Below are 19,882 nucleotides of genomic sequence, written 5' to 3'. Positions count from 1 at the left end.
GGTACCGTCAAGGTACCGGCAGTTACTCCGGTACTTGTTCTTCCCTAACAACAGAGCTTTACGACCCGAAGGCCTTCATCGCTCACGCGGCGTTGCTCCGTCAGACTTTCGTCCATTGCGGAAGATTCCCTACTGCTGCCTCCCGTAGGAGTCTGGGCCGTGTCTCAGTCCCAGTGTGGCCGATCACCCTCTCAGGTCGGCTACGCATCGTCGCCTTGGTGAGCCGTTACCTCACCAACTAGCTAATGCGCCGCGGGCCCATCTGTAAGTGTCAGCGTAAACCGACTTTCAGCTTTCCCTCATGAGAGGGAAAGAATTATCCGGTATTAGCACCGGTTTCCCGGTGTTATCCCAGTCTTACAGGCAGGTTGCCCACGTGTTACTCACCCGTCCGCCGCTAATCAAGAGGTGCAAGCACCTCTTGATTCGCTCGACTTGCATGTATTAGGCACGCCGCCAGCGTTCGTCCTGAGCCAGGATCAAACTCTCCAAGAAAGTTGATATAGCTCATTTGTTACGTTGGCTAGTTTCTTATAGAAGAAACTAATATTTTTTGTTGACGTTCTTGTTTGTTTAGTTTTCAAAGAGCAATTAACACTTTCGCTCGTAAGCGACTTTTATAATATAACACAACGTAATTTAAAGTGTCAATATTATTTTTTCAAAAAAAGAAAACCGTCACTCGCAGAACTTTTATTCAATCGTTCGCAGCGACGGTTATAAATATATCAAGTATCTCAAAAAAGGTCAATAGGTTTTATTATTTTTTACAAGAATTTTTTATTCACCTGATAACATCGATGAAAAATGCCATGTCCCTTTGTATCTAGACTAACAACATCAATTAATCCTTTTTCTATTAAGTACTCAATTAAAACAGCAAGATCCACTGAATAAGGGACTAACTCTTTCTCATTCTGAATTTCATTGAAGGTCCAGTATTCTTTTGTACCGAGGACATCTAAGAGATGAGCACATCCTACTTTGGTACGTGAATGAATCATAAACTCGCTTGCTAAAAATAATAACTCCAGCCTTTTTTCTATTGGTTCTTCACTATTAACGAGTTCTTCATATAATTTTACTATTTCAGGTTCAATTTGTTTAACCTGCTGCCAAACCGTTAATTCGGGATGAAGCCCATTTTCAACCACTGCTAATCGCGCTAAGTGGTGTAGAGAATGAACAACATAATTATAGGCATCTAAGAATTGTTTGTTTTCAAAGAGCGCTTTCCCATCGACATACCGTCTTATCAGCTTAGCAAATTCTAACCCCATTTTTATCTTTCGACCATTAAACGGAAATTCACGGAGCTCGGTTTTGAGATTCGCAATATACTCATTGCGATCAAATAATATTTTTGCATTATGAAGCCATTCAAATATTTTTCGATTTGTGCCTAGGAGAAGCCATTCTTTTAATTGTGCTTCGGTAATGATATGCATCGCTGCCTTATTATCATTGTAAGTATAATGCTTTATTAGTAATGGCTGTTCTCCCTCTTTTATTATGATTAAAAGGATTACATCAAAGGTGTCTGTGGTATGACTTGATTTATGTCTTTTTTCTATCATCAATACACCAAGTGTATTGGATTGACTAGCCCGTTCCTGATATATAGGCCGAAGAATGTCTTTCATTCACTCATTCCTCCAATTTTTTCGATAACTATAAGTTCGACAGTAATATAAAATCTCCTTCTTACGAATAAGACAAACTTCGACATTTTTATACATACCCTTTTTTCCCCAGATGTAAATATGGTATAGTTTGTCTAGGAGGAGAGAATATGGCTAAATATTCAAGTAAAATAAATAAAATTCGCAGTTTTGCATTGTCCTTAATCTTTATCGGTTTTATTGTTATGTACGGTGGAATCTATTTTCGCAACTCACCACTTATTATGACCATTTTCATGTTAATTGGACTTTTATTTATTATTGCAAGTACCGTAGTTTATTTTTGGATTGGAATGTTATCCACTAAAACAATTCAAGTAAAATGTCCAACCTGCGGAAAACACACGAAAATGCTAGGTAAAGTGGATATGTGTATGTATTGTCGTGAACCCCTAACACTTGATCCTAACCTTGAAGGAAAAGAATTCGATGAGTCATATAACAAAAAACGCCAAAATAAAAAGCCGATCGTCTAATCGGCTTTTATTGTTGCGCCTCATTAATGCACTTCTTTACTTGTACACTCAGGACAAGTTCCGTAAATCTCCATACGATGATTATTTACTTTAAATCCCGTAACATGCGAAGCAAGGTGTTCCACTTCATCTAATCCAGGATAATGGAAATCTACGATTTTGCCGCAGCTTTCACAAATCACATGATAATGGTGTGATGTTACAAAATCAAACCGTGCTGAAGCATCACCATACGTTAATTCTTTTACTAAACCAACTTCACGAAATACTCGTAAATTATTGTAAACTGTCGCCACACTCATATTAGGGAATTTCCCCTCTAAGGCTTTATAAATTTCATCTGCTGTAGGATGTGACATCGAGTTTATTAAATATTCAAGTATCGCATGACGTTGCGGGGTAATCCGTACTCCCGTTTCCTTTAAAGTTTCTAACGCTTCTTTTAACTGATTCATCGCCATGCACCTCTAATCCAAAAAAATTCTTAAATTATAATTGTTATAATTAGTTTACTAAGGAAATAATACTTTTGTCAATATTGTAATATCGTTATCATACAAATGTTTTTCAATTCTCTTGGTGTAACGTTTGCTCTATACTCCCCAGCTCATGATTAACAAAACGGGCAGTCACAAATAATAGATCAGAAAGTCTATTTAAGTATGCCAAAACAAGGGGATTTACTTCCTCCCCCAACGAAACCGCGCATCTTTCTGCTCTCCTTGTAGTTGTACGAGCAACATGGAATGCAGCTCCAGCACAATGTCCACCTGGCAATATAAAATTTGTCAACTCCGGAAGTGATTGATTCATCTGGTCTATTTGCTTTTCCATTTCTTCTATATCACTTACTTTAAGAGACCACTTTACTGGCTTTCCTTTTGGAGTAGCCAACTCCGCACCCACGTGAAAAAGATTTGTTTGTATTTTATGATACATATTCTCTATTAATTCTTTCTTTTGAAAAGATTCGCCTTGTAGATAACTTAATGCAAGTCCAATCATTGAATTCGTTTCATCACAGGTTCCATATGCCTCAACACGCAAATCGTTTTTTGCAACCCTTTGCCCATAAATTAAAGATGTAGTCCCTTTGTCACCAGTCTTTGTATAAATCTTCATATTCCAACCCCCATAACGAAATATTATTTTTACTACTATATGTATACCACTGTTGTATTTTCTTCATCTTATCATCTAATTGAACGCCTATAAACACAAGATATAGTGTTTAACCATAAAAAAAAGGGCCGATAATCGACCCAAAAGTTTTATCTGAGGAGGTATGCCCTAATAGAATGATATTCAAATCGGATTCATTTGCATTGGACAAAAGCCTTTACTGTAGAAATTAGGCTTAAAAATTGTTAGCCCAGATTTTCTTTAATGTATGCTAACGCATTTTCTACATGCCCTTTTACTTGAACCTTTCTCCATTCCTTAACTAGAGATCCATTTTTATCAATGATAAAGGTAGATCTTTCAATACCCATATATTCCTTACCAAAATTTTTCTTTAATTTCCATACACCAAATTCTTCTGCTACGCGATGTTCAGTATCTGCAAGCAGCAAGAATGGCAATCCATATTTCTCTATGAATTTCTGATGACGTTCGACTGGATCAGGACTAACCCCGAGAATCACTGCATTTAACTCTTTAAATTGTTCACTTAGATCACGAAAATCACAGGCTTCTGTTGTACATCCAGGAGTCATATCCTTAGGATAAAAATATAAGACAACATTTGATCCTCTTAAGCTTGATAGCTTTACTGTTTCACCATTATTTGCCGGCAGTTCAAAATCCGGAGCTTGCTTCCCAATTTCAATTGTCATGGTTATCATCACCTCATGGAAAATATTCTCTCCCATAAGCCTAACCAAACATGCTCCACAATACAACTATTTGATTTCCTTTACTTCACGGTCCATCAATGCGCGTGCTACAAATGCTGCAGGCATTGTATAGCCAATTAATGCTTCAACAACCGCTACCATTCTCCCAACACCATGAGGGATGACATCGCCATTCCCAACAGAAAACAAAGTCATCGCACTGAAATAAAAACTTGTTTCAAAGATGTTATAGTTGTTTTCGCCATTTGTTTCTACAAGCAATGATATGCCCCTTAATTCAAACAACAAATAAATGAGTCCAAATCCAAGGATAACGGTAACGTAGATTGACCCCAAAAAAAGGGCATTTTCAATCGAAACCAACTTTCCTTTAACCGTGTTTGGGATAAACAACGTTCTTAAACTCATAAAAATGCAGAAAATTACGATGGGAAGTAAAAAATAGAACACGAGCAGCCACCTCAATTGAGTCAATTATTCTCATTCTATGCAGGCTTGGACGATAAAATATGCAGAGAGTGAAAATATTTCAAAAAGTAAAATAAATAAAAGTCCATGTGAAAAGTGATAAAATTGGAAGGAAGTCATTACGAGGAGGAAAACTCATGCAATTTACCAATTCAGAACGGATACATAATGAGGCGCTCAAGCATATAGTCGGCGGGGTAAACAGCCCCTCTCGCTCTTACAAAGCTGTTGGCGGCAGAGCGCCAGTGGTAATGGAACGCGCTCAAGGTGCTTACTTTTATGATGTCGATGGAAATCAATACATCGACTACCTTGCTGCTTACGGTCCGATTATCACAGGTCATGCTCACCCTCATATTACAGAAGCAATTAAAAAGGCAGCGGAGAGTGGTGTTCTTTTTGGCACGCCTACACCGCATGAGGTAAAGTTTGCTAAAATGCTAAAGGAAGCTATGCCTTTTTTAGAAAAGGTTCGTTTTGTGAATTCAGGAACAGAAGCGGTCATGACAACCATTCGAGTCGCCCGAGCCTATACAGGAAGAGACAAAATTATTAAGTTCGCTGGATGCTACCACGGACACTCTGACCTTGTACTTGTAGCTGCAGGCTCAGGACCATCCACCCTCGGAACACCTGATTCTGCCGGTGTTCCAAAGAGTATTGCCCAAGAAGTCATTACCGTTCCATTTAATGATATTGCACCTTTTAAAGAAGCCTTAGAGAAATGGGGCGACCAAATCGCTGCTGTCTTAGTTGAACCGATTGTAGGGAACTTCGGAATTGTTGAGCCAAAACCTGGTTTCTTACAGCAGGTAAATGACCTTACTCATGAAGCAGGGGCACTTGTAATCTATGATGAAGTCATCACTGCTTTCCGCTTTATGTATGGAGGTGCACAAGATTTATTAGGAATCCAGCCTGACTTAACCGCACTCGGGAAAATTATTGGTGGCGGTCTGCCTATCGGTGCTTATGGCGGACGTAAAGAAATAATGGAAAAGGTTGCTCCGCTCGGCCCAGCTTATCAAGCGGGAACGATGGCCGGAAATCCAGCTTCCATTCTTTCAGGTATTGCTTGTTTGGAAGTATTAAAGCAAGAGGGTGTATATGATTATCTTGATCGTTTAGGCGCAATGCTTGAAGAGGGAATTTTAGAAGCCGCTCGAGAACACGATATTCAAATTACTATCAATCGTTTAAAAGGCGCCCTCACCGTTTATTTCACAAATGAAAGAATTGAAAACTATGAGCAGGCAGAAAACACAGATGGTGAGATGTTCGGAAGATTCTTTAAGCTTATGCTACAACAAGGAATAAACTTGGCTCCTTCCAAGTATGAAGCATGGTTCTTAACCATTGCGCATTCAGAAGAGGACATTGAAGCAACACTTCATGCGGTAAACAATGCATTTTCTTTACTTAAAGGAGAATAGACATTTTTCATGCAGAATTAGAGAGTGGCAACACTCTCTATTTTTTTAACACCATAATCCATGAGCGTTTCTTCTTACCGTAGGAGCAGTTTTTTTGATGGTAAGGTCATTTTGAACCCGCTTAAGTAACGGTCACCTTGATTTTTCCAATGCACGGGTACTATAAAACCTCCTGAGTGACCGTAAACATTGTTTTTTCTATGTCACGGGCACTATGAACCCCTAAGCAAATTTCATATTATATCTCTTGATAAAATATTTTAATCCATGTATAGTACGTAATTGTTCATTATGAAGTAAACTAAGAATAAGTCACTTAAATTTGAAAGGAACCATTTAGAATGAAGTTAGGTGCCCGCATTTTAAAAACGGGAATTGCCATTGTCTTGTCCCTTTATTTAGCACAGCTGCTGCACTCGCCCTCTCCTGTATTGGCAGGCATTGCCGCCATTTTTGCCATCCAGCCAACGATTTATCGTTCTTATTTGACGATTGTTGAACAAATTCAAGGGAATTTAATTGGCGCGATCCTCGCAGTTGTTTTTGTCCTTCTCTTAGGAAATCATACTATCGTCATTGGATTGGCTGCAATTATTGTTATTATCATCATCCGTAAATTAAAAATTGAAAATACTATCGGTCTTTCACTCGTTACATTGGTTTCGATTATGGAAACACCCGGAATAGACTTTATTCCGTTTGCCGGTATTCGCTTCTCAACCATTATGATTGGGGTATTTTCTGCTTTTATCGTCAACCTTGTGTTTCTCCCGCCTAAATATGAGAATAAGCTTTATTTTAGTATAACAGGAACAACCGAAGAAATTATTCGTTGGATACGATTAAGCACCCGCCATGATTTTGACTATAACCTTTTAAAAGCGGATATTGAAAAACTAAAAGAAAATTTACTTAAAATGGAACAGTTTTATTTAATGTATAAAGAAGAAAGAAGCTATTTCAAAAAGAATAGTTTAGAAAAGTCGAGAAAACTCGTGGTATTTAGACAAATGACTTCAACTGCAAAACGAGCACTTGATACATTAAAAAAGCTTCATCGATTTGAAAACGAAATGCTGCACTTATCTGAAAGCTTTCAACTGTCCATCCAAGAACAGCTCGATCGTGTCATCTATCATCATGAGCAATTAATGCTTCGATTTATCGGCAAAGTTCCAACACCTATAGAAAGTGAAGCATATACTTGTATTGATAAAAAGGAGTTATTAGAGTTATTCTTGAGCCATCAGAAGCATTACAGCGATCAAGAAGATCCGCATCTTTATCATACAATGCAAATAATTTCTTCTATTATTGATTATGGGGAACAGGTTGAACACCTTGATACACTTATAAACAGCTTTCACTCCTTTCATCATAATGAAGTATCCATTGAGCAAAAAGAAATCGAATAAAAAAAGCAGCTGATATTGGTTCAGCTGCTTTTTGACTATGGTTTTGCTGTTGCTGTTTCTTCATGCTGTTCGAGTTGCTGCACTTGAAATAATTTATGATAATTGCCTTGTTTCGCCATTAATTCCTCGTGTGTGCCCACTTCAACAATTTCTCCGTGTTCAATTAGAACAATCCGATCGGCGTGGGTGATGGTAGATAAACGGTGAGCTACAACAAATGTCGTTCGATCCTTCGCCAGCATATCAAGTGCTTCCTGGATAAGGTGTTCACTCTCTAAATCTAGCGCTGAAGTTGCCTCATCTAGTATCAAAATAGGTGGATTTCTCAAAAATACACGAGCAATGGCTACCCTTTGCTTTTGTCCGCCTGAAAGCTTTACTCCTCTTTCACCAACCTTCGTATCATACCCATTTGCTAAATTCTCGATAAAATCATGGGCATTGGCTGCCTTGGCTGCTTGATAAACATCTTCATCACTTGCTCCAGGTTTCCCTAATAAAATATTGTTCTTAACAGAGTCACTAAATAAAATACTGTCCTGAAAAACCACACCTATTTTGTCCCGTAAGGAATGAACCTGGAAGTCGCGGATATCTACTCCATCTAAAAGAATTTTCCCTTCCGTGACATCGTAGAAACGCGGAATCAAGCTGACAAGTGTCGACTTGCCTCCTCCACTCATTCCAACAAGGGCGATGGTTTCTCCTTTTTTTACATCGAGGGTGATATTTTTCAGAATCAGATTCTCTTTTTCATTGTATTTAAATTGAACATGATCAAATTTAATGTCCCCCTTCACATCCTTACACTGTATTGCATTTGGGGAATCGACAATATCATATTTTACATCCAAAAACTCAAAAACCCTATCCATCGAGGCGAATGACTGCGTTAGGGTTGTGGAGGAATTCACCAGTCTTCTCAACGGATTGTACAATTTATCAATATAGGCAAAAAACGCAACCATTGTTCCAAGCGTTAAATCTCCTTGAATAACAAGGTAAGCTGAATATCCGATAACAAGAAGCGGTGCGATATCGGTAATGGTATTAACGGCAGCAAATGCCTTTGCATTCCAACTTGTGTGCTCTAATGCTTTATCTAAAAAGTTCTTATTTTGTTTATCAAACTGAGTCTGCTCAAACTCTTCAATCGCAAAGCTTTTAATAACAGGCATTCCCTGCACACGCTCATGCAGGTAGCTCTGCACCTCAGCCAGCGCTTGTGAACGAGACCGAGTGAGTTTACGCAGATTTCCAAAGAAGTATCTTATCGAAATTGCATAGAGCGGGAATAACAAAATTGATACGAAAGTTAGACTGACATTCATATAAAACATAATAATAATAGCGATTACAATTGTGGCCATGTCTAGCCAAAGATTCATTAAGCCAGTGATGACAAATGTTTTCGTCTGCTCCACGTCATTAATAACACGCGAAATGACTTCCCCTGAACGGGTGTTGGAATAGTATTTAAAACTAAGTTTCTGAATATGTGTATACATACGGTCACGGATATCATAAAGAATTTTACTAGACGTCCATTGTGCGAAATATTGACGGTAATACTCAATTGGCGGCCTTAAGACGACAAAGATAACAATCATTACCCCCATAATTAACAGTAGTTTATTTATTTTCTCATCATTGGTTAAACTCCCTTTGCCAATAATATCATCCACTACATATTTAATCAGCATGGGAATGATAAGCGGAATAGCGAATTTTACAAGCCCGATCAAAATGGTTCCGATAATTTGAAGGCGATATGGTTTAACAAATTGAAGATACCTGCGAACACTGCTCAAGATTGGCCCTCCCTTCTTGCTGTCACATTAGTTATTAATCCACAACATGGAAAAATGATGAAGGCAGCCACTATGTCGTTAGTAGATGCCTTCATCATCTTTCCTAGCGCTAAAGCATTTTCCATTAACGTCTATAAGTTAGATACCGCTCATACCAAATATCAATAAAATCTGGCGCAAAAGGCCCTTTACGCTGCCGTATCCAATGGATAAGCTTATCCACATTTCTCTTCAGAATTTGATCAATTACCTCTGGATACCTCATCTCACGACGATGGCGTTCATACTCATCCTCATCTAATAAATTAAACGTCATATCAGGGAATACCTTAATATCAAGGTCATAATCAATATATTTAACAGCTTCGCCATCAAAGATAAATGGAGAGCTTAGATTACAATAGTAATAAATACCATCTTCTCGAATCATCCCAATAATATTAAACCAATACTGTGAATGAAAATAACAAATAGCTGGTTCCCTTGTAATCCAGGTCCTTCCATCTGATTCCGTTACAATGGTACGGTCATTTCCGCCAATTACCAGATTTTGAGATCCCTTTAATACGGTCGTTTCCTCCCAGACGCGATGGATGTGCCCATTGTGTTTATAGCTATGTATTTGTATTGGTTCACCTTCGATGGGTACGCCCATGATTCTCCCCTTCTTTCATTCCTAAACGCTTTGTAACCGATCCTCCAACAATTAAACGACAAATGGCAACAAAGTTCATTTACTATTTCTTATTATTATAACGGTTGAATACAGAATTTAAAACAAAAGAGCCATTGATTTCAATGACTCTTTGAAAAAAATTGCATATTTTCAATCATAATTCGATTTTTTGAGCTAAATTGAAGGTTCTAAGTCACTTTCACGGTAAGATTGAATGACTTCTTCGGTTTGTTTTTCAAAAATTTCTTGAATCTCTTTTAATTCTTTTTTCATTTGATTAATATCAAACTGGACACTTTCTAACTCAGTTTCATTTTGCAAGGTCATTAGCTGCTCTTCGATTTCTTGACAACGTTCAAGCTCTCCTTGTAGGTATAGTAATTTTTCCATTGTCATCATCTGTTCAGATACTAAACGGTTAAAATGATCCATCTACCACACCGCCTTATTTTTTCTATCTAAATAATATTCTTTAACAAAGAATTATATCCTTTGACTAGTTATGTAGAGTAAAGGGAAGTTTTGTCGAATAGACTAAACGCCATAATCCCTTGCCCGGTGCAAGAGGAAGACAAAAATAAAGAAGGCGCTCTTCCGAATGAGAGCACCTTCTGCTTACGAATTTTCTTAGCTTTGGCCAAATTGACCAGAATTGCCTTGGCCTTTATTAGCTTGAGATTGTTGGTTTTGTTTTCTTACCTCAGAAGCGTTAGTTTCGCTTGCAAATTCAGTTCCGAATTGACCAGCTGAACCTTGGCCTTTGTTAGCCTGAGATTGTTGGTTTTGCTTTCTCACCTCAGAAGCGTTAGTTTCGCTTGCAAATTCAGTTCCGAATTGACCAGCTGCACCAGCACCGCCTTGAGATTGAGCATTTTGCTGTCTAACTTCCTGGATGTTTGTTCCAGCTTGAGTTTTGTTTGGTTGTTGATTGAAGTTTGCCATTGTAATCACCTCCACAAAAATTAAGATACCCGCTTGATGTGGAGACTATCCAAAATTTTTAAAAAAACTTTTTTCTTACACCAGCAATGAAATCCCGCCATCAACAATGATCGTTTGGCCTCTAATCATGCTGGATTCTTCGGACAAGAGGAACATAACACAATTTACCATGTCCTCTATTTCAACCATGCGGCCTGCAGGAGTTTTCTCTTTTGCTTCTTGAAGAAGCTCCTCACGGTTTGGAAAATGAGTTAATGCCTCTGTATCAACAGCACCACCTGAGACCGCATTGACTACAATATTCTTCGGTGCTAATTCCACTGCTAAATACCTTGTTAACGCCTCAAGGGCAGCTTTTGAAACACCTACTACAGTATAATTTTCTAAATAACGAATCGATCCGAGTGAACTAATGCTGACAATTTTTCCGCCGCCATTTTTCTCCATTAGCTTGGCCGCTTCTTGAGCACAGAATAATAATGCTTTACTGTTGATATTTAGTGTCCAATCCCAGTGATTTTCTTCTAATTCCATAATGGGCCGCTGCACCCCAGAGGCTGCATTATTAACAAAAATATCTAGTCTGCCGAATTCTTCCTCAATTTGAGTAAACATAGCCTTAATTTTACTTACATCACCAACATTGGCTTTTACCACTAAAACTTTTCTTCCCATAGCTTCAATTTCTTCCGCAACTTCGAGTGCCGACTTCTTGCTTCTGGCATAATTGATGACAATATCATATCCTGATTGGGCAAGTCTTAATGCTGTGGCCTTTCCTATTCCCCTGCTGCTGCCTGTAATTAATGCTACCTTTTGTGTCATAGTTTGTATCCCCTTCAATATAAAGTATTCATACCATTTTAGCCTTTTCATGAATAGAAGACAATTGATTACAAAACCTATAGCTATTAAAAGCAGAGAGGAAGAAGCAAATGTACATAGGACGTGATATGACAGAACTGTCAATGGTTGCTAAATCGGAATGGGATAACAGCGAGCTGGCATTTTTCCATCATTCATTACAACAAATCGCTCCTTATTTAAATAGTGAAGGAGTTACTATTCATCGGGAAATCATTGAGGAGATAGAAAATAGAGGCGGATTGAAGCGACAAGAAGCTGATTACACACATGGCACACATGTAGGATATGACTGATTTCAAAAAGAACGCCAAAATATGGCGTTCGTTTTTAATTATATTCATGATAGAGCTTTACTATTTTATGATAAGAAACGGGGAAGGCATATTCGTCCATTTCATCTAACGAGACCCATTTCCACTCGTTATTTTCCTGGAAAGGTGAAATGATTGATCCAGTATAAACGCGAATATTCCAAATCAGATGGGAAAAAATATGTTCAATCTGACCAATACCCTTTTCAAGCTTACTATTTAAATTAAAGGATTCACGAAACAGGTCTGATATTTGGGCACGGTCCATCACGGTAGGCTGATGGATTTCAATATTTGGAAATTCCCATAAATTCGCCAAAAGTCCATTTTCGGGACGCTTATGAATTAAGATTTTCCCCTGGTCATCCTTTAAAATGACAGCAACCAGATCGACTGACCTTTTAGTGTTTTTTTTGGATTTAACAGGGAGTTCAGACTCTACTCCCTCATGAAAGCCTTGGCAATGGTCCCGAACTGGGCAAAGTAAGCAAGACGGTGATGTTGGAGTACAAATTAATGCCCCGAGTTCCATTAATGCCTGATTAAATTCTGAGGGCTCGTCATGAGAAATGAGCTCCCTAACAGCATTTTCAAAAACCTTCCTAGTAGATGGCTTTGCAATATCCTCCCAGATAGAAAGGATTCTTGATAATACCCTCATTACGTTGCCATCCACTGCCGGTTCAGGAATACCATAGGCAATGCTCAAAATAGCACCAGCGGTATAAGGACCAACACCCTTAAGTTTAGAAATTTCTTTTGGTGTATTTGGAACTTCACCATTGTATTTTTCGCTAACTTCTTTAACGGCTGAATGTAAATTTCTTACTCGCGAATAATAACCTAGTCCTTCCCAAGCTTTTAGTACTTTATCATCATTTGCTTCTGCAAGGTCCTCTATCGTTGGAAACCATTCGACAAAACGATTAAAATAAGGGATAACCGTATCTACTCTTGTTTGTTGTAACATGATTTCTGAAACCCAAACTTTATAAGGGTCCTGGTTCTTTCTCCATGGTAAATCCCGCTGTTCGGCTTTAAACCAGGAAATTAAATCATCTTGAAATTTTTTTATTGAGATTTTTTCTATATTTTTCAGCACATTACCCATTACAAAAATGCCTCCAGCCTGTTAAACTAAACGAAATAAGGGAATATAATAATAAACATTTTATAACGATAAGCCAATTTGTTGATTTTGACAAGATAAAGATAGTGGAAGCATTCTTTTTAAAGTCTGCTGCCGCTGGAAATTTAAATAATAAAAGGAGGATTTTTCCTTTTGGATACCGGAACTCATGTTGTAATGGGAATTGCCCTTGGGGGTCTAGCCACCCTTGACCCTATAGTAGCCAGCAGTTCAGTAACAGCTACAAGTGTGTTAATTGCTACGATTGTAGGATCACAAATACCAGATATTGATACCGTTTTGAAGTTAAGAAATAATGCCATCTATATTCGAAATCATCGGGGGGTTACCCATTCTATTCCCGCAGTACTAATATGGCCGCTTATACTTTTGGCGGTGATTTATCCTTTTTTTCCTACTGCAAATCTTCTCCACTTATGGGGATGGACATTTGCTGCAGTTTTCATCCATGTATTTGTTGATATTTTTAACGCCTATGGAACACAAGCACTAAGACCTTTCACTTCTAAATGGGTAGCCTTGGGAGTCATCAATACTTTTGACCCTATTATTTTCGCCATTCACATTGTTGCAATTATTATTTGGGTTATTGGAGCAGATCCTGGCTATACTTTTTTAACAATGTTTATTGTTTTAATTGGATATTACCTCCTTCGCTTCAGAGCTCAAGGAAAAGTGCGAAGAGAAGTTTTAAAAATAATTCCAGATGCCACAGATATCATTATTGCTCCTACAATGAAGTTTCATCAATGGAGAATTGCAGCGATGAATGAAGGGGAGTTTTTTGTTGGCAAAGCGTTAGGAACGAATGTCGAGATATTAGATCGTTTTAAACGAATTCCTGTTCCAGAAACACCGGTACTTGAAGCAGCAAAGAAGGATAGTAACCTTGCAGCTTTTCTTTCCTTTTCCCCTGTGTACCGTTGGGAATTAGATGAATATGATGACCACTATGAGGTTCGATTTATTGATTTAAGGTATCGCAGCAATGGCCACTATCCGTTCGTGGCAGTTGTTCAATTAGATTTGGAATTAAACCCGATTAGTTCCTACACAGGCTGGGTGTTCAGCGAGAAGAAATTACGGAAAAAGCTAAGTATTTTACCAGTGGAATAAAAATTAAAAGCGATGACTAACGTCATCGCTTTTAATTTATCGTATCTTTTTCTTCCTTAAAAAAATCTTTATATTTTGGGTTCTTGGCTACAAACTCATGGAGCCGATCCCCATAATTCTCAATCCATTGGCGTACTATTCGTTCCGTCATTTCACTGCCGAGGAACTCCCTCCCCGCCTTAGCAGCAGTGGTTTCAAAATCCTCCCACATTAACTCGACCCAAGTTCGTGCTTGATTGTACGAGAGCTGATTATTTTTTTCTACTAGTAGCCTTGATAATCTTTCATGATAATCGTTCATACATTCACCTCATTTCCAATTTCTTTTAACATAACCTCAACGTAAAAATCAAATACTATTACCACGTGATAAGCATTGTTGTGACGACACATTGCTATTCACGGTTTCTCATTCCCTTTTAATGGAGGTACAAACATGGTGAGAAATAAACAAAGAAATTTCCCGAATCAAAATAACAACAAGCTCGAGGGAGAGCCGCGGGCAAAGGCCGAATATGCTTCAACAAGAGCAGATGGTACGATCAACACACATCCGCAGGAGCGTATGCGTGCTTCCGGTCAGCGTGATAAGGATACTCCTGAGTATTTTTAACCCCCTGAACAGTGACAAACCAGAGAGAAGTCTCTGGTTTGTTTTAAGTTTACTTCAGCCATTTCAGCATAGAAATCGGCAGTGCTTCTTCTTTCCCATCACCTTTCAAACGATAACCCCAAGCAAAAACACCATTCATATAGTCAATTTTGAAATATTTTCCTGGGTTTCCTTCAAGCTCATAAATCTCACCTGGTTTAAATACAGATGGATCTAACAAATATGCCCGTGCCATTGCTGCCTTTCTCTCTAGCACCGCATATTCACTGACCATCCCCATTTGTTCTGCTTTTCTAGCCTTTTCTAAAAGCTGCGCGATCTCCTGCTTTAATTCATACTCCGTCATCATACTATAGCGTTTCTCCTGTTGCATGCCTTCCACTCCCGTTTTCGTTTTCTCTTTTATTTTAGTATAGTTACTTTTATAAAATTAATAAAGGTTGAAGGAGAGATTTTAGTGAAAACCATCATCATTACCGGAGCAGGGTCCGGATTGGGGAAGGAATTGGCGTTATTGTTCGCAGAGCAGAGTTATCATCTTTTATTAACTGGGAGAACCATCGATAAACTTACAGCCGTTAAGGCAGAAATCGAAGGTGCTGGCGGCAGGGCTGATTTTGTTGAACTCGATGTCCAAAAAGAAGCAGATATAATAAAAAAAATAGATGATATAAGCAAAACGCATACGATTGTGGGCTTAGTGAACAATGCTGGTGTCGGGTATTTCGGTCCTTTCGCTCAAATAAAAGAAAGGGAAATCACTGAAATGCTCCACACCAATGTACTTGGAACCATCTTAATGACAAAGGCTGTATTACCATTACTGAAAGACCAGGGTGAGGGTCTGTTAATGAATATCATTTCAACCGCAGGGTTAAGAGGGAAAGTCAATGAAGCCGTTTATGCAGCAAGTAAATTCGCAGTTAGAGGCTTTACCGAGAGCCTGCAAAAGGAATACGAAAACAGCCCTATTCAAATTAAGGCCGTCTATATGGGCGGTATGGACACTCCCTTTTGGGAAGGCAGCACTCATGTTTCCAATCCTTCACGTTTTCGTTCACCGAAAGAAGTGGCTAAAATTATTATCGAGCAAATCGAACAGGATTCGATTATCATCGAAAGTAAAAAATCATGACAAAATCGTCATGATTTTTCTATTTCTTCTAGATATTTATCTATAAGTTCGATTGAAAATCCCTTACGGTATAAGGCTTGTTTCATTTTTTGGCTGTATTCAAAGCCAGTGTATTTACTATACTTCCGATGTGCTTTTTCACCTTGAAACCTAATAGCTTCTAGTTCTTCATCTTCTTCTTTATCAAGGTCCGCTTCATTTAATGCCGAATGGATAATATCAAATGGGTAACCTTTTCTTACTAACATTTGCTCAGCTTTTTCCTTAACAAGACGCTGTGATTCCTTCGTACTCTTTTTCAATAATTTTTCAGATAGCTTTATTGCCTTTTCAACTTGCTCCTCGATCGGATATTCTGCGAGTGCCAATTTAATGGTACTTTCATTTATACCTTTTTCTTTTAACTCCATGCGAATTACATCTGGACCTTTATCTGTCGTATTCTTTTGTGTTCGGACATAGGATAGAGCAAATTCCTCATCATTTATATATTTTTGAGAAGCCAATTTATGAAGAACCTCATTCACAACCGGTTCATCTACTTCTTTTTTTACTAAATAATCTTTTATTTCTTTTTCAGCTCTCATTCTGATTGCCAAATAATTGACTGCTAAATGATAGGCCTTTCGGATGTCATCTTGATATTGTATTTCCACAATGGAAAACTCATCAACCTCCATCCCTTTTCTTAATTGAAATCGAATTAGCACATCACTATCGACACTAAAGGCATATTCCTCACCTTTACCATCATCTGTAAAAATGTTAAAACGATCCTTATTTTTCTGCTGCGTGGTGATTTTTGTAATAACAGCCATATCCGTCACCTCCCCCTTACTTTACCATATTTTTTTTACATTTGAGTATCATTCCATTCCTAAAAGGTAAAAATGGAGAATGTGCTTAATTTTTTCCATAAGCTTTAACGATTAACAAAAATGTTGAAAGGAATGAGCAATATGGCAGGAAAGAAGAAAAAGGATATGGGCAGAGGGAAATACAGTTTAACAAGTACCCAGGAAGTGCTATATCAGCGTGACTTTAAGTTAGCTGACCGTGCTGGCGGGTTTAACGACAGTAAGACTAAACTTTAATATTTTTCCATTAATGGACCTCTTTCAAATGGTACATGCTATGAAAGGGAACAACTCCAGTTCCTTATTGCTAACATGGAAAGGGGTTTTTGTAATGGGTCGTGCTCAAGGACATAAAACTCGTGATAAAAACAAAGGTTCACTTCCACAAGTACCTAAGAACATGAAATCCGATGGAAATGATGTGGAATATTCAGCAGAATTTGCTGATCATGCCGATCTTGAGGCAATGGCTCGTGCAAACGCAGCCAACCAGCGCGTTACAAACAAGCGAAGAAAATAAACCCTTTTAAAAAATATGGCAGCATATAACATTGCTGCAAAAAAAGAAGAAGCAGGTTTTTCCTGCTTCTTTACTATTATAGCGGTAATAAAGAAATTGTTTCTTTTCTCTTCAACTGCTCGATCATCTCCAGCCATTCCTTTGGCTTGTTTGAAAGGATGGAATAATAAGCGGTTAGAAAATCAGCCACAAGGGATGCAGGTATATTTTCTAGCTCATCGTTCATTGGCATAAAGCAGAAATCAAGGCCCTTAACGGCTTCTCCATTGTTTTCCCATGATGGGTGTACATAATCTAAATCAATTCGTTTATAGCCTAAATGGGAGAGAACTTCACGACGGACATAAGGGTCCATGACCTTCACACCGCCAAACTCATGGCCTACTCGATAAGGATCATAAATTTCAGCAAACATACCAAAAAGTTTTTTTCCATTTTCATCAGCCAGCTGTTGCAAGTCCTTTAAGCGGTTCTGTGCTAAGAATCTTCCAAGGCTAAGACCGGGTTTGCTAATGATCGTGAAATCAGTCATCGCTATATTCCAATCTGGATAATAACGGTATTCCGTTGCCCCTACAACATCATCCCCATCAACGGCTACAAAAACACGAATGCCAGGATCCTCTAGAGGTTCCTTCCATAATTGGTATTCTAAAACTTCTTCAGGAGGAAAGATTTCGCTCATTAAGTTATGCAGTTTTTTAAAGTTTGAATCTGTTATGGATGTAATACGAATATAGTCCATTATCATACTCTCCTTCATTCGATTATAAAAGGGTTTTTCCATTCCATTAATGCAGCATAATTGCAAGATTCCTCATCATCAAGGTAATCTTTTATGATACCAATTGGCACCCTTCCACATCGGAGTAAAAATGTAATCACAGGGTCTTTCAAGTTACCTGCCAACACTCCTTGTAAATATTGATCAGGTGTCATCGTATTTACCACTTTGTGATAGCCAGGCATTCTGCCGCCGCCAAGCAGCCTCACCAGTTTCTTCTGAATCACAACATGATACATGGCCTGCATCATCTGTTTTCCTAATCCAAGTTTTCGGTACTTTGGCCGTACACTGATATCAACAATATAAAGTGTGTCACCATTTGGATCATGATTCTTAATGTATCCTTCGTCAGTTATGTCTTCCCATGTATGTTCCATATGGTTAGGATCAAAGTTCACACAAAGACCTGTAAGAGAACCAGCTAATTCCCCATTGACTTCAATACATAGCGCTCCTTCTGGAAAGTACCTGACATGATTGTTTAACTGTTCTTTATTCCACCATAACTCAGATGGAAACGGCGGCGGGAAACATTCAGATTGAATCTGAACCAGCTGATCAAAATCCTCCTGAGTGTAATTGCGAATAGTCAAAGGAACTGGCTTATCCCCGTCAAAAACATAAAATTGACTAAGATACATGGCATTTCCACCCTTATTCCCAATCTGGATACAAATCTGTTCTCCGGTCACGCCAGGTTGTCACTGCGCCTCGTTCTCTCACTTCATATAATAGGTCTAAATCAAGGTCAGCAGTAACTACCATATCGTTGTTCAATTCCCCTTCCACCAGAATTCCTTTTGGCGGAAATGGAATATCATTTGGAGTAATAATAACGGCCTGGCCAAAGTTTGCACGCATGAAATCCACGGTTGGCAGCGAACCTACTGTCCCGGTTAAAACAACATAAACCTGGTTTTCAACAGCCCGAGCATGACTTGTGTAGCGAACACGATGGAAGCCATGGCGGTCATCCGTGCATGAAGGACAGAATATGACATCAGCACCCTTTGCTTTTGCCATACGTACAATTTCCGGAAACTCAATGTCATAGCAAGTGAGGAGAGCAATTTTTCCTTTATCGGTTTCAAAAATTTGAAAGCTGTCACCTTTTTCCATGTTCCACTCATTTACCTCTGTAGGAGTAATATGAAGTTTTGCCTGCTCACCAATACGTCCATCTGGGTAAAATAAATGAGCGGTATTATAAAGCTTGCCGCCCTTTTCAATTACATGTGTACCAGCGATGATGTGCATGTTTGTTTGTTTGGCAAAATTCTTAAATAACTCCTTATACTGCTCAGTGAAACCAGGCAGGTCGTTGATTGTAAGACTCTGACCCTTGCCATTTCCTATCGATAACAGCTGTGTAGTGAAGAACTCAGGGAAAAGAACAAACTCCGCTCCAAATTCTTCAGCTGTTTTTATGTAATGCTCGCATTGTGCAGCAAATTCTTCAAAGGAAGTAATCGTATGTAAGTGATATTGAACAACAGATACACGTATTCTCATGTTTTCCTCCTCTTAATAAAATCTCATTGAGAAAATTATCCAATATTTCACCTTTTAATACAAATAAAAACCACCCATGAGGTGGTCAGACTATGGAGAAAGGTATTTTTTCTCGGACTTATTTATTATTATGTGCTTTGAGGGCAAATTGTTTGAGCAATCAGTCATATTTGTCCTCAATACAGGGGTTTGAGAACAAATCGCTTGAGTACCGAGCAAGGATTTGTCCTCAATACAGGGGCTTGAGGACAA

The 19,882-nt window shown here is 38.4% G+C and carries 26 protein-coding genes and 1 rRNA gene; 9 read left to right on the top strand and 18 right to left on the bottom strand.

Annotation, left to right across the window (positions count from 1 at the left end):
- Both V7108_RS17105 and V7108_RS17100 read right to left on the bottom strand, forming a co-directional pair.
- Positions 1 to 495: ribosomal RNA gene (locus V7108_RS17105) — 16S ribosomal RNA — on the bottom strand; the annotation flags it as partial.
- Between the two features lie 272 nt (positions 496 to 767).
- Positions 768 to 1,643, bottom strand: coding sequence for a nucleotidyltransferase-like protein (locus V7108_RS17100; RefSeq protein ID WP_335514341.1), 876 nt, complete (start codon positions 1,641 to 1,643; stop codon positions 768 to 770).
- A gap of 149 nt (positions 1,644 to 1,792) precedes the next feature.
- Between V7108_RS17100 and V7108_RS17095 the strand changes: the two genes are divergently transcribed.
- Positions 1,793 to 2,158, top strand: coding sequence for a YgzB family protein (locus V7108_RS17095; protein ID WP_335514338.1), 366 nt, complete (start codon positions 1,793 to 1,795; stop codon positions 2,156 to 2,158).
- A gap of 23 nt (positions 2,159 to 2,181) precedes the next feature.
- On the opposite strand, the gene perR is transcribed toward V7108_RS17095, so the two are convergent.
- The 4 genes from perR to V7108_RS17075 form a co-directional block, all read right to left on the bottom strand.
- Positions 2,182 to 2,619: a peroxide-responsive transcriptional repressor PerR gene (gene perR, locus V7108_RS17090; RefSeq protein WP_335514335.1), complete on the bottom strand. Its 438-nt coding sequence runs from the start codon at positions 2,617 to 2,619 to the stop codon at positions 2,182 to 2,184.
- Positions 2,620 to 2,725: 106 nt separating this feature from the next.
- Positions 2,726 to 3,280 carry a cob(I)yrinic acid a,c-diamide adenosyltransferase gene (locus V7108_RS17085; RefSeq protein ID WP_335514332.1) on the bottom strand — a complete coding sequence of 185 codons (555 nt, stop codon included), beginning with the start codon at positions 3,278 to 3,280 and terminating at the stop codon, positions 2,726 to 2,728.
- A 245-nt stretch (positions 3,281 to 3,525) separates the two neighbouring features.
- Positions 3,526 to 3,996: a thioredoxin-dependent thiol peroxidase gene (gene bcp, locus V7108_RS17080; RefSeq protein WP_335514330.1), complete on the bottom strand. Its 471-nt coding sequence runs from the start codon at positions 3,994 to 3,996 to the stop codon at positions 3,526 to 3,528.
- A 66-nt stretch (positions 3,997 to 4,062) separates the two neighbouring features.
- Positions 4,063 to 4,410, bottom strand: coding sequence for a potassium channel family protein (locus tag V7108_RS17075; protein WP_335514326.1), 348 nt, complete (start codon positions 4,408 to 4,410; stop codon positions 4,063 to 4,065).
- A 212-nt stretch (positions 4,411 to 4,622) separates the two neighbouring features.
- Here V7108_RS17075 and V7108_RS17070 point away from each other — a divergent pair, with 212 nt between their 5' ends.
- Together V7108_RS17070 and V7108_RS17065 are read left to right on the top strand one after the other, a co-directional pair.
- Complete coding sequence (locus tag V7108_RS17070; protein WP_335568929.1) at positions 4,623 to 5,918, top strand: glutamate-1-semialdehyde 2,1-aminomutase; 1,296 nt, start codon at positions 4,623 to 4,625, stop codon at positions 5,916 to 5,918.
- Between the two features lie 341 nt (positions 5,919 to 6,259).
- Positions 6,260 to 7,333, top strand: a complete 1,074-nt coding sequence (locus V7108_RS17065) for an aromatic acid exporter family protein (RefSeq protein ID WP_335514322.1) — start codon at positions 6,260 to 6,262, stop codon at positions 7,331 to 7,333.
- A 35-nt stretch (positions 7,334 to 7,368) separates the two neighbouring features.
- Here the strand turns inward: V7108_RS17065 and V7108_RS17060 are convergent, their stop codons facing one another.
- From V7108_RS17060 to fabL, 5 genes are all read right to left on the bottom strand, one after another.
- Positions 7,369 to 9,144, bottom strand: a complete 1,776-nt coding sequence (locus V7108_RS17060; protein WP_335568928.1) for an ABC transporter ATP-binding protein — start codon at positions 9,142 to 9,144, stop codon at positions 7,369 to 7,371.
- Between the two features lie 124 nt (positions 9,145 to 9,268).
- Positions 9,269 to 9,799, bottom strand: coding sequence for a nucleoside tri-diphosphate phosphatase (gene ntdP / locus V7108_RS17055; RefSeq protein ID WP_335568927.1), 531 nt, complete (start codon positions 9,797 to 9,799; stop codon positions 9,269 to 9,271).
- Between the two features lie 195 nt (positions 9,800 to 9,994).
- Positions 9,995 to 10,252 carry a YgaB family protein gene (locus V7108_RS17050; RefSeq protein WP_335514314.1) on the bottom strand — a complete coding sequence of 86 codons (258 nt, stop codon included), beginning with the start codon at positions 10,250 to 10,252 and terminating at the stop codon, positions 9,995 to 9,997.
- A 195-nt stretch (positions 10,253 to 10,447) separates the two neighbouring features.
- Positions 10,448 to 10,762, bottom strand: a complete 315-nt coding sequence (locus V7108_RS17045) for a gamma-type small acid-soluble spore protein (protein ID WP_335514311.1) — start codon at positions 10,760 to 10,762, stop codon at positions 10,448 to 10,450.
- A gap of 75 nt (positions 10,763 to 10,837) precedes the next feature.
- Positions 10,838 to 11,587 (bottom strand): enoyl-[acyl-carrier-protein] reductase FabL, encoded by a 750-nt coding sequence (gene fabL, locus V7108_RS17040; protein ID WP_335514308.1) that lies wholly within the window; start codon positions 11,585 to 11,587, stop codon positions 10,838 to 10,840.
- Positions 11,588 to 11,697: 110 nt separating this feature from the next.
- Here fabL and V7108_RS17035 point away from each other — a divergent pair, with 110 nt between their 5' ends.
- Positions 11,698 to 11,922, top strand: a complete 225-nt coding sequence (locus tag V7108_RS17035; RefSeq protein ID WP_335514305.1) for a hypothetical protein — start codon at positions 11,698 to 11,700, stop codon at positions 11,920 to 11,922.
- 34 nt (positions 11,923 to 11,956) lie between these two features.
- Here the strand turns inward: V7108_RS17035 and mutY are convergent, their stop codons facing one another.
- The gene (gene mutY, locus V7108_RS17030) at positions 11,957 to 13,051 is read right to left on the bottom strand and encodes an A/G-specific adenine glycosylase (protein ID WP_335568926.1); all 1,095 of its coding nucleotides are present in this window, start codon (positions 13,049 to 13,051) and stop codon (positions 11,957 to 11,959) included.
- 171 nt (positions 13,052 to 13,222) lie between these two features.
- Here mutY and V7108_RS17025 point away from each other — a divergent pair, with 171 nt between their 5' ends.
- Positions 13,223 to 14,206, top strand: a complete 984-nt coding sequence (locus tag V7108_RS17025) for a metal-dependent hydrolase (protein WP_335514299.1) — start codon at positions 13,223 to 13,225, stop codon at positions 14,204 to 14,206.
- Positions 14,207 to 14,237: 31 nt separating this feature from the next.
- Here the strand turns inward: V7108_RS17025 and V7108_RS17020 are convergent, their stop codons facing one another.
- Positions 14,238 to 14,507, bottom strand: coding sequence for a YfhJ family protein (locus tag V7108_RS17020; RefSeq protein WP_335568925.1), 270 nt, complete (start codon positions 14,505 to 14,507; stop codon positions 14,238 to 14,240).
- Positions 14,508 to 14,645: 138 nt separating this feature from the next.
- Here V7108_RS17020 and V7108_RS17015 point away from each other — a divergent pair, with 138 nt between their 5' ends.
- Positions 14,646 to 14,819, top strand: coding sequence for a small, acid-soluble spore protein K (locus V7108_RS17015; RefSeq protein WP_335514348.1), 174 nt, complete (start codon positions 14,646 to 14,648; stop codon positions 14,817 to 14,819).
- A 49-nt stretch (positions 14,820 to 14,868) separates the two neighbouring features.
- On the opposite strand, the gene V7108_RS17010 is transcribed toward V7108_RS17015, so the two are convergent.
- Positions 14,869 to 15,192, bottom strand: a complete 324-nt coding sequence (locus V7108_RS17010; protein WP_335568924.1) for a YfhH family protein — start codon at positions 15,190 to 15,192, stop codon at positions 14,869 to 14,871.
- Between the two features lie 84 nt (positions 15,193 to 15,276).
- On the opposite strand from V7108_RS17010, the gene V7108_RS17005 reads away from it, so the two are divergent.
- The gene (locus V7108_RS17005) at positions 15,277 to 15,954 is read left to right on the top strand and encodes an SDR family NAD(P)-dependent oxidoreductase (RefSeq protein ID WP_335568923.1); all 678 of its coding nucleotides are present in this window, start codon (positions 15,277 to 15,279) and stop codon (positions 15,952 to 15,954) included.
- Between the two features lie 8 nt (positions 15,955 to 15,962).
- Here V7108_RS17005 and recX read toward each other — a convergent pair whose 3' ends face one another.
- The gene (gene recX / locus V7108_RS17000; protein ID WP_335568922.1) at positions 15,963 to 16,772 is read right to left on the bottom strand and encodes a recombination regulator RecX; all 810 of its coding nucleotides are present in this window, start codon (positions 16,770 to 16,772) and stop codon (positions 15,963 to 15,965) included.
- 141 nt (positions 16,773 to 16,913) lie between these two features.
- Between recX and V7108_RS16995 the strand changes: the two genes are divergently transcribed.
- A complete protein-coding gene (locus tag V7108_RS16995) occupies positions 16,914 to 17,048 on the top strand; it encodes a YfhE family protein (RefSeq protein ID WP_082799616.1) in 135 nt (44 codons plus the stop codon).
- Positions 17,049 to 17,142: 94 nt separating this feature from the next.
- Positions 17,143 to 17,331: a YfhD family protein gene (locus V7108_RS16990; protein WP_090760423.1), complete on the top strand. Its 189-nt coding sequence runs from the start codon at positions 17,143 to 17,145 to the stop codon at positions 17,329 to 17,331.
- Between the two features lie 76 nt (positions 17,332 to 17,407).
- On the opposite strand, the gene V7108_RS16985 is transcribed toward V7108_RS16990, so the two are convergent.
- The 3 genes from V7108_RS16985 to V7108_RS16975 are packed head-to-tail and all read right to left on the bottom strand — an operon-like array spanning position 17,408 to position 19,630.
- Positions 17,408 to 18,076 (bottom strand): GNAT family N-acetyltransferase, encoded by a 669-nt coding sequence (locus V7108_RS16985; protein WP_335568921.1) that lies wholly within the window; start codon positions 18,074 to 18,076, stop codon positions 17,408 to 17,410.
- A gap of 14 nt (positions 18,077 to 18,090) precedes the next feature.
- Positions 18,091 to 18,759, bottom strand: coding sequence for a GNAT family N-acetyltransferase (locus V7108_RS16980; RefSeq protein WP_335514279.1), 669 nt, complete (start codon positions 18,757 to 18,759; stop codon positions 18,091 to 18,093).
- Positions 18,760 to 18,772: 13 nt separating this feature from the next.
- On the bottom strand, positions 18,773 to 19,630 hold the full coding sequence (locus V7108_RS16975; protein ID WP_335514276.1) for a carbon-nitrogen hydrolase family protein: 858 nt from the start codon (positions 19,628 to 19,630) through the stop codon (positions 18,773 to 18,775).
- Positions 19,631 to 19,882: the final 252 nt, after the last annotated feature.

The organism is Neobacillus vireti, from assembly GCF_036962345.1.
Taxonomy (GTDB): Bacteria; Bacillota; Bacilli; order Bacillales; family Cytobacillaceae; genus Neobacillus; species Neobacillus vireti_A.
The sequence above is the reverse complement of the archived record's forward strand: the minus strand, read 5'-3'. Positions and strand labels throughout refer to the sequence as shown.

Bases quoted from the DNA above. Each gene is read 5' to 3' on its own strand.
- V7108_RS17100 (WP_335514341.1), bottom strand. From the start codon at position 1,643: ATGAAAGACATTCTTCGGCCTATATATCAGGAACGGGCTAGTCAATCC.
- V7108_RS17095 (WP_335514338.1), top strand. From the start codon at position 1,793: ATGGCTAAATATTCAAGTAAAATAAATAAAATTCGCAGTTTTGCATTG.
- perR (WP_335514335.1), bottom strand. From the start codon at position 2,619: ATGGCGATGAATCAGTTAAAAGAAGCGTTAGAAACTTTAAAGGAAACG.
- V7108_RS17085 (WP_335514332.1), bottom strand. From the start codon at position 3,280: ATGAAGATTTATACAAAGACTGGTGACAAAGGGACTACATCTTTAATT.
- bcp (WP_335514330.1), bottom strand. From the start codon at position 3,996: ATGACAATTGAAATTGGGAAGCAAGCTCCGGATTTTGAACTGCCGGCA.
- V7108_RS17070 (WP_335568929.1), top strand. From the start codon at position 4,623: ATGCAATTTACCAATTCAGAACGGATACATAATGAGGCGCTCAAGCAT.
- V7108_RS17065 (WP_335514322.1), top strand. From the start codon at position 6,260: ATGAAGTTAGGTGCCCGCATTTTAAAAACGGGAATTGCCATTGTCTTG.
- ntdP (WP_335568927.1), bottom strand. From the start codon at position 9,799: ATGGGCGTACCCATCGAAGGTGAACCAATACAAATACATAGCTATAAA.
- V7108_RS17050 (WP_335514314.1), bottom strand. From the start codon at position 10,252: ATGGATCATTTTAACCGTTTAGTATCTGAACAGATGATGACAATGGAA.
- V7108_RS17045 (WP_335514311.1), bottom strand. From the start codon at position 10,762: ATGGCAAACTTCAATCAACAACCAAACAAAACTCAAGCTGGAACAAAC.
- fabL (WP_335514308.1), bottom strand. From the start codon at position 11,587: ATGACACAAAAGGTAGCATTAATTACAGGCAGCAGCAGGGGAATAGGA.
- V7108_RS17035 (WP_335514305.1), top strand. From the start codon at position 11,698: ATGTACATAGGACGTGATATGACAGAACTGTCAATGGTTGCTAAATCG.
- mutY (WP_335568926.1), bottom strand. From the start codon at position 13,051: ATGGGTAATGTGCTGAAAAATATAGAAAAAATCTCAATAAAAAAATTT.
- V7108_RS17020 (WP_335568925.1), bottom strand. From the start codon at position 14,507: ATGAACGATTATCATGAAAGATTATCAAGGCTACTAGTAGAAAAAAAT.
- V7108_RS17010 (WP_335568924.1), bottom strand. From the start codon at position 15,192: ATGCAACAGGAGAAACGCTATAGTATGATGACGGAGTATGAATTAAAG.
- recX (WP_335568922.1), bottom strand. From the start codon at position 16,772: ATGGCTGTTATTACAAAAATCACCACGCAGCAGAAAAATAAGGATCGT.
- V7108_RS16995 (WP_082799616.1), top strand. From the start codon at position 16,914: ATGGCAGGAAAGAAGAAAAAGGATATGGGCAGAGGGAAATACAGTTTA.
- V7108_RS16990 (WP_090760423.1), top strand. From the start codon at position 17,143: ATGGGTCGTGCTCAAGGACATAAAACTCGTGATAAAAACAAAGGTTCA.
- V7108_RS16985 (WP_335568921.1), bottom strand. From the start codon at position 18,076: ATGGACTATATTCGTATTACATCCATAACAGATTCAAACTTTAAAAAA.
- V7108_RS16980 (WP_335514279.1), bottom strand. From the start codon at position 18,759: ATGTATCTTAGTCAATTTTATGTTTTTGACGGGGATAAGCCAGTTCCT.
- V7108_RS16975 (WP_335514276.1), bottom strand. From the start codon at position 19,630: ATGAGAATACGTGTATCTGTTGTTCAATATCACTTACATACGATTACT.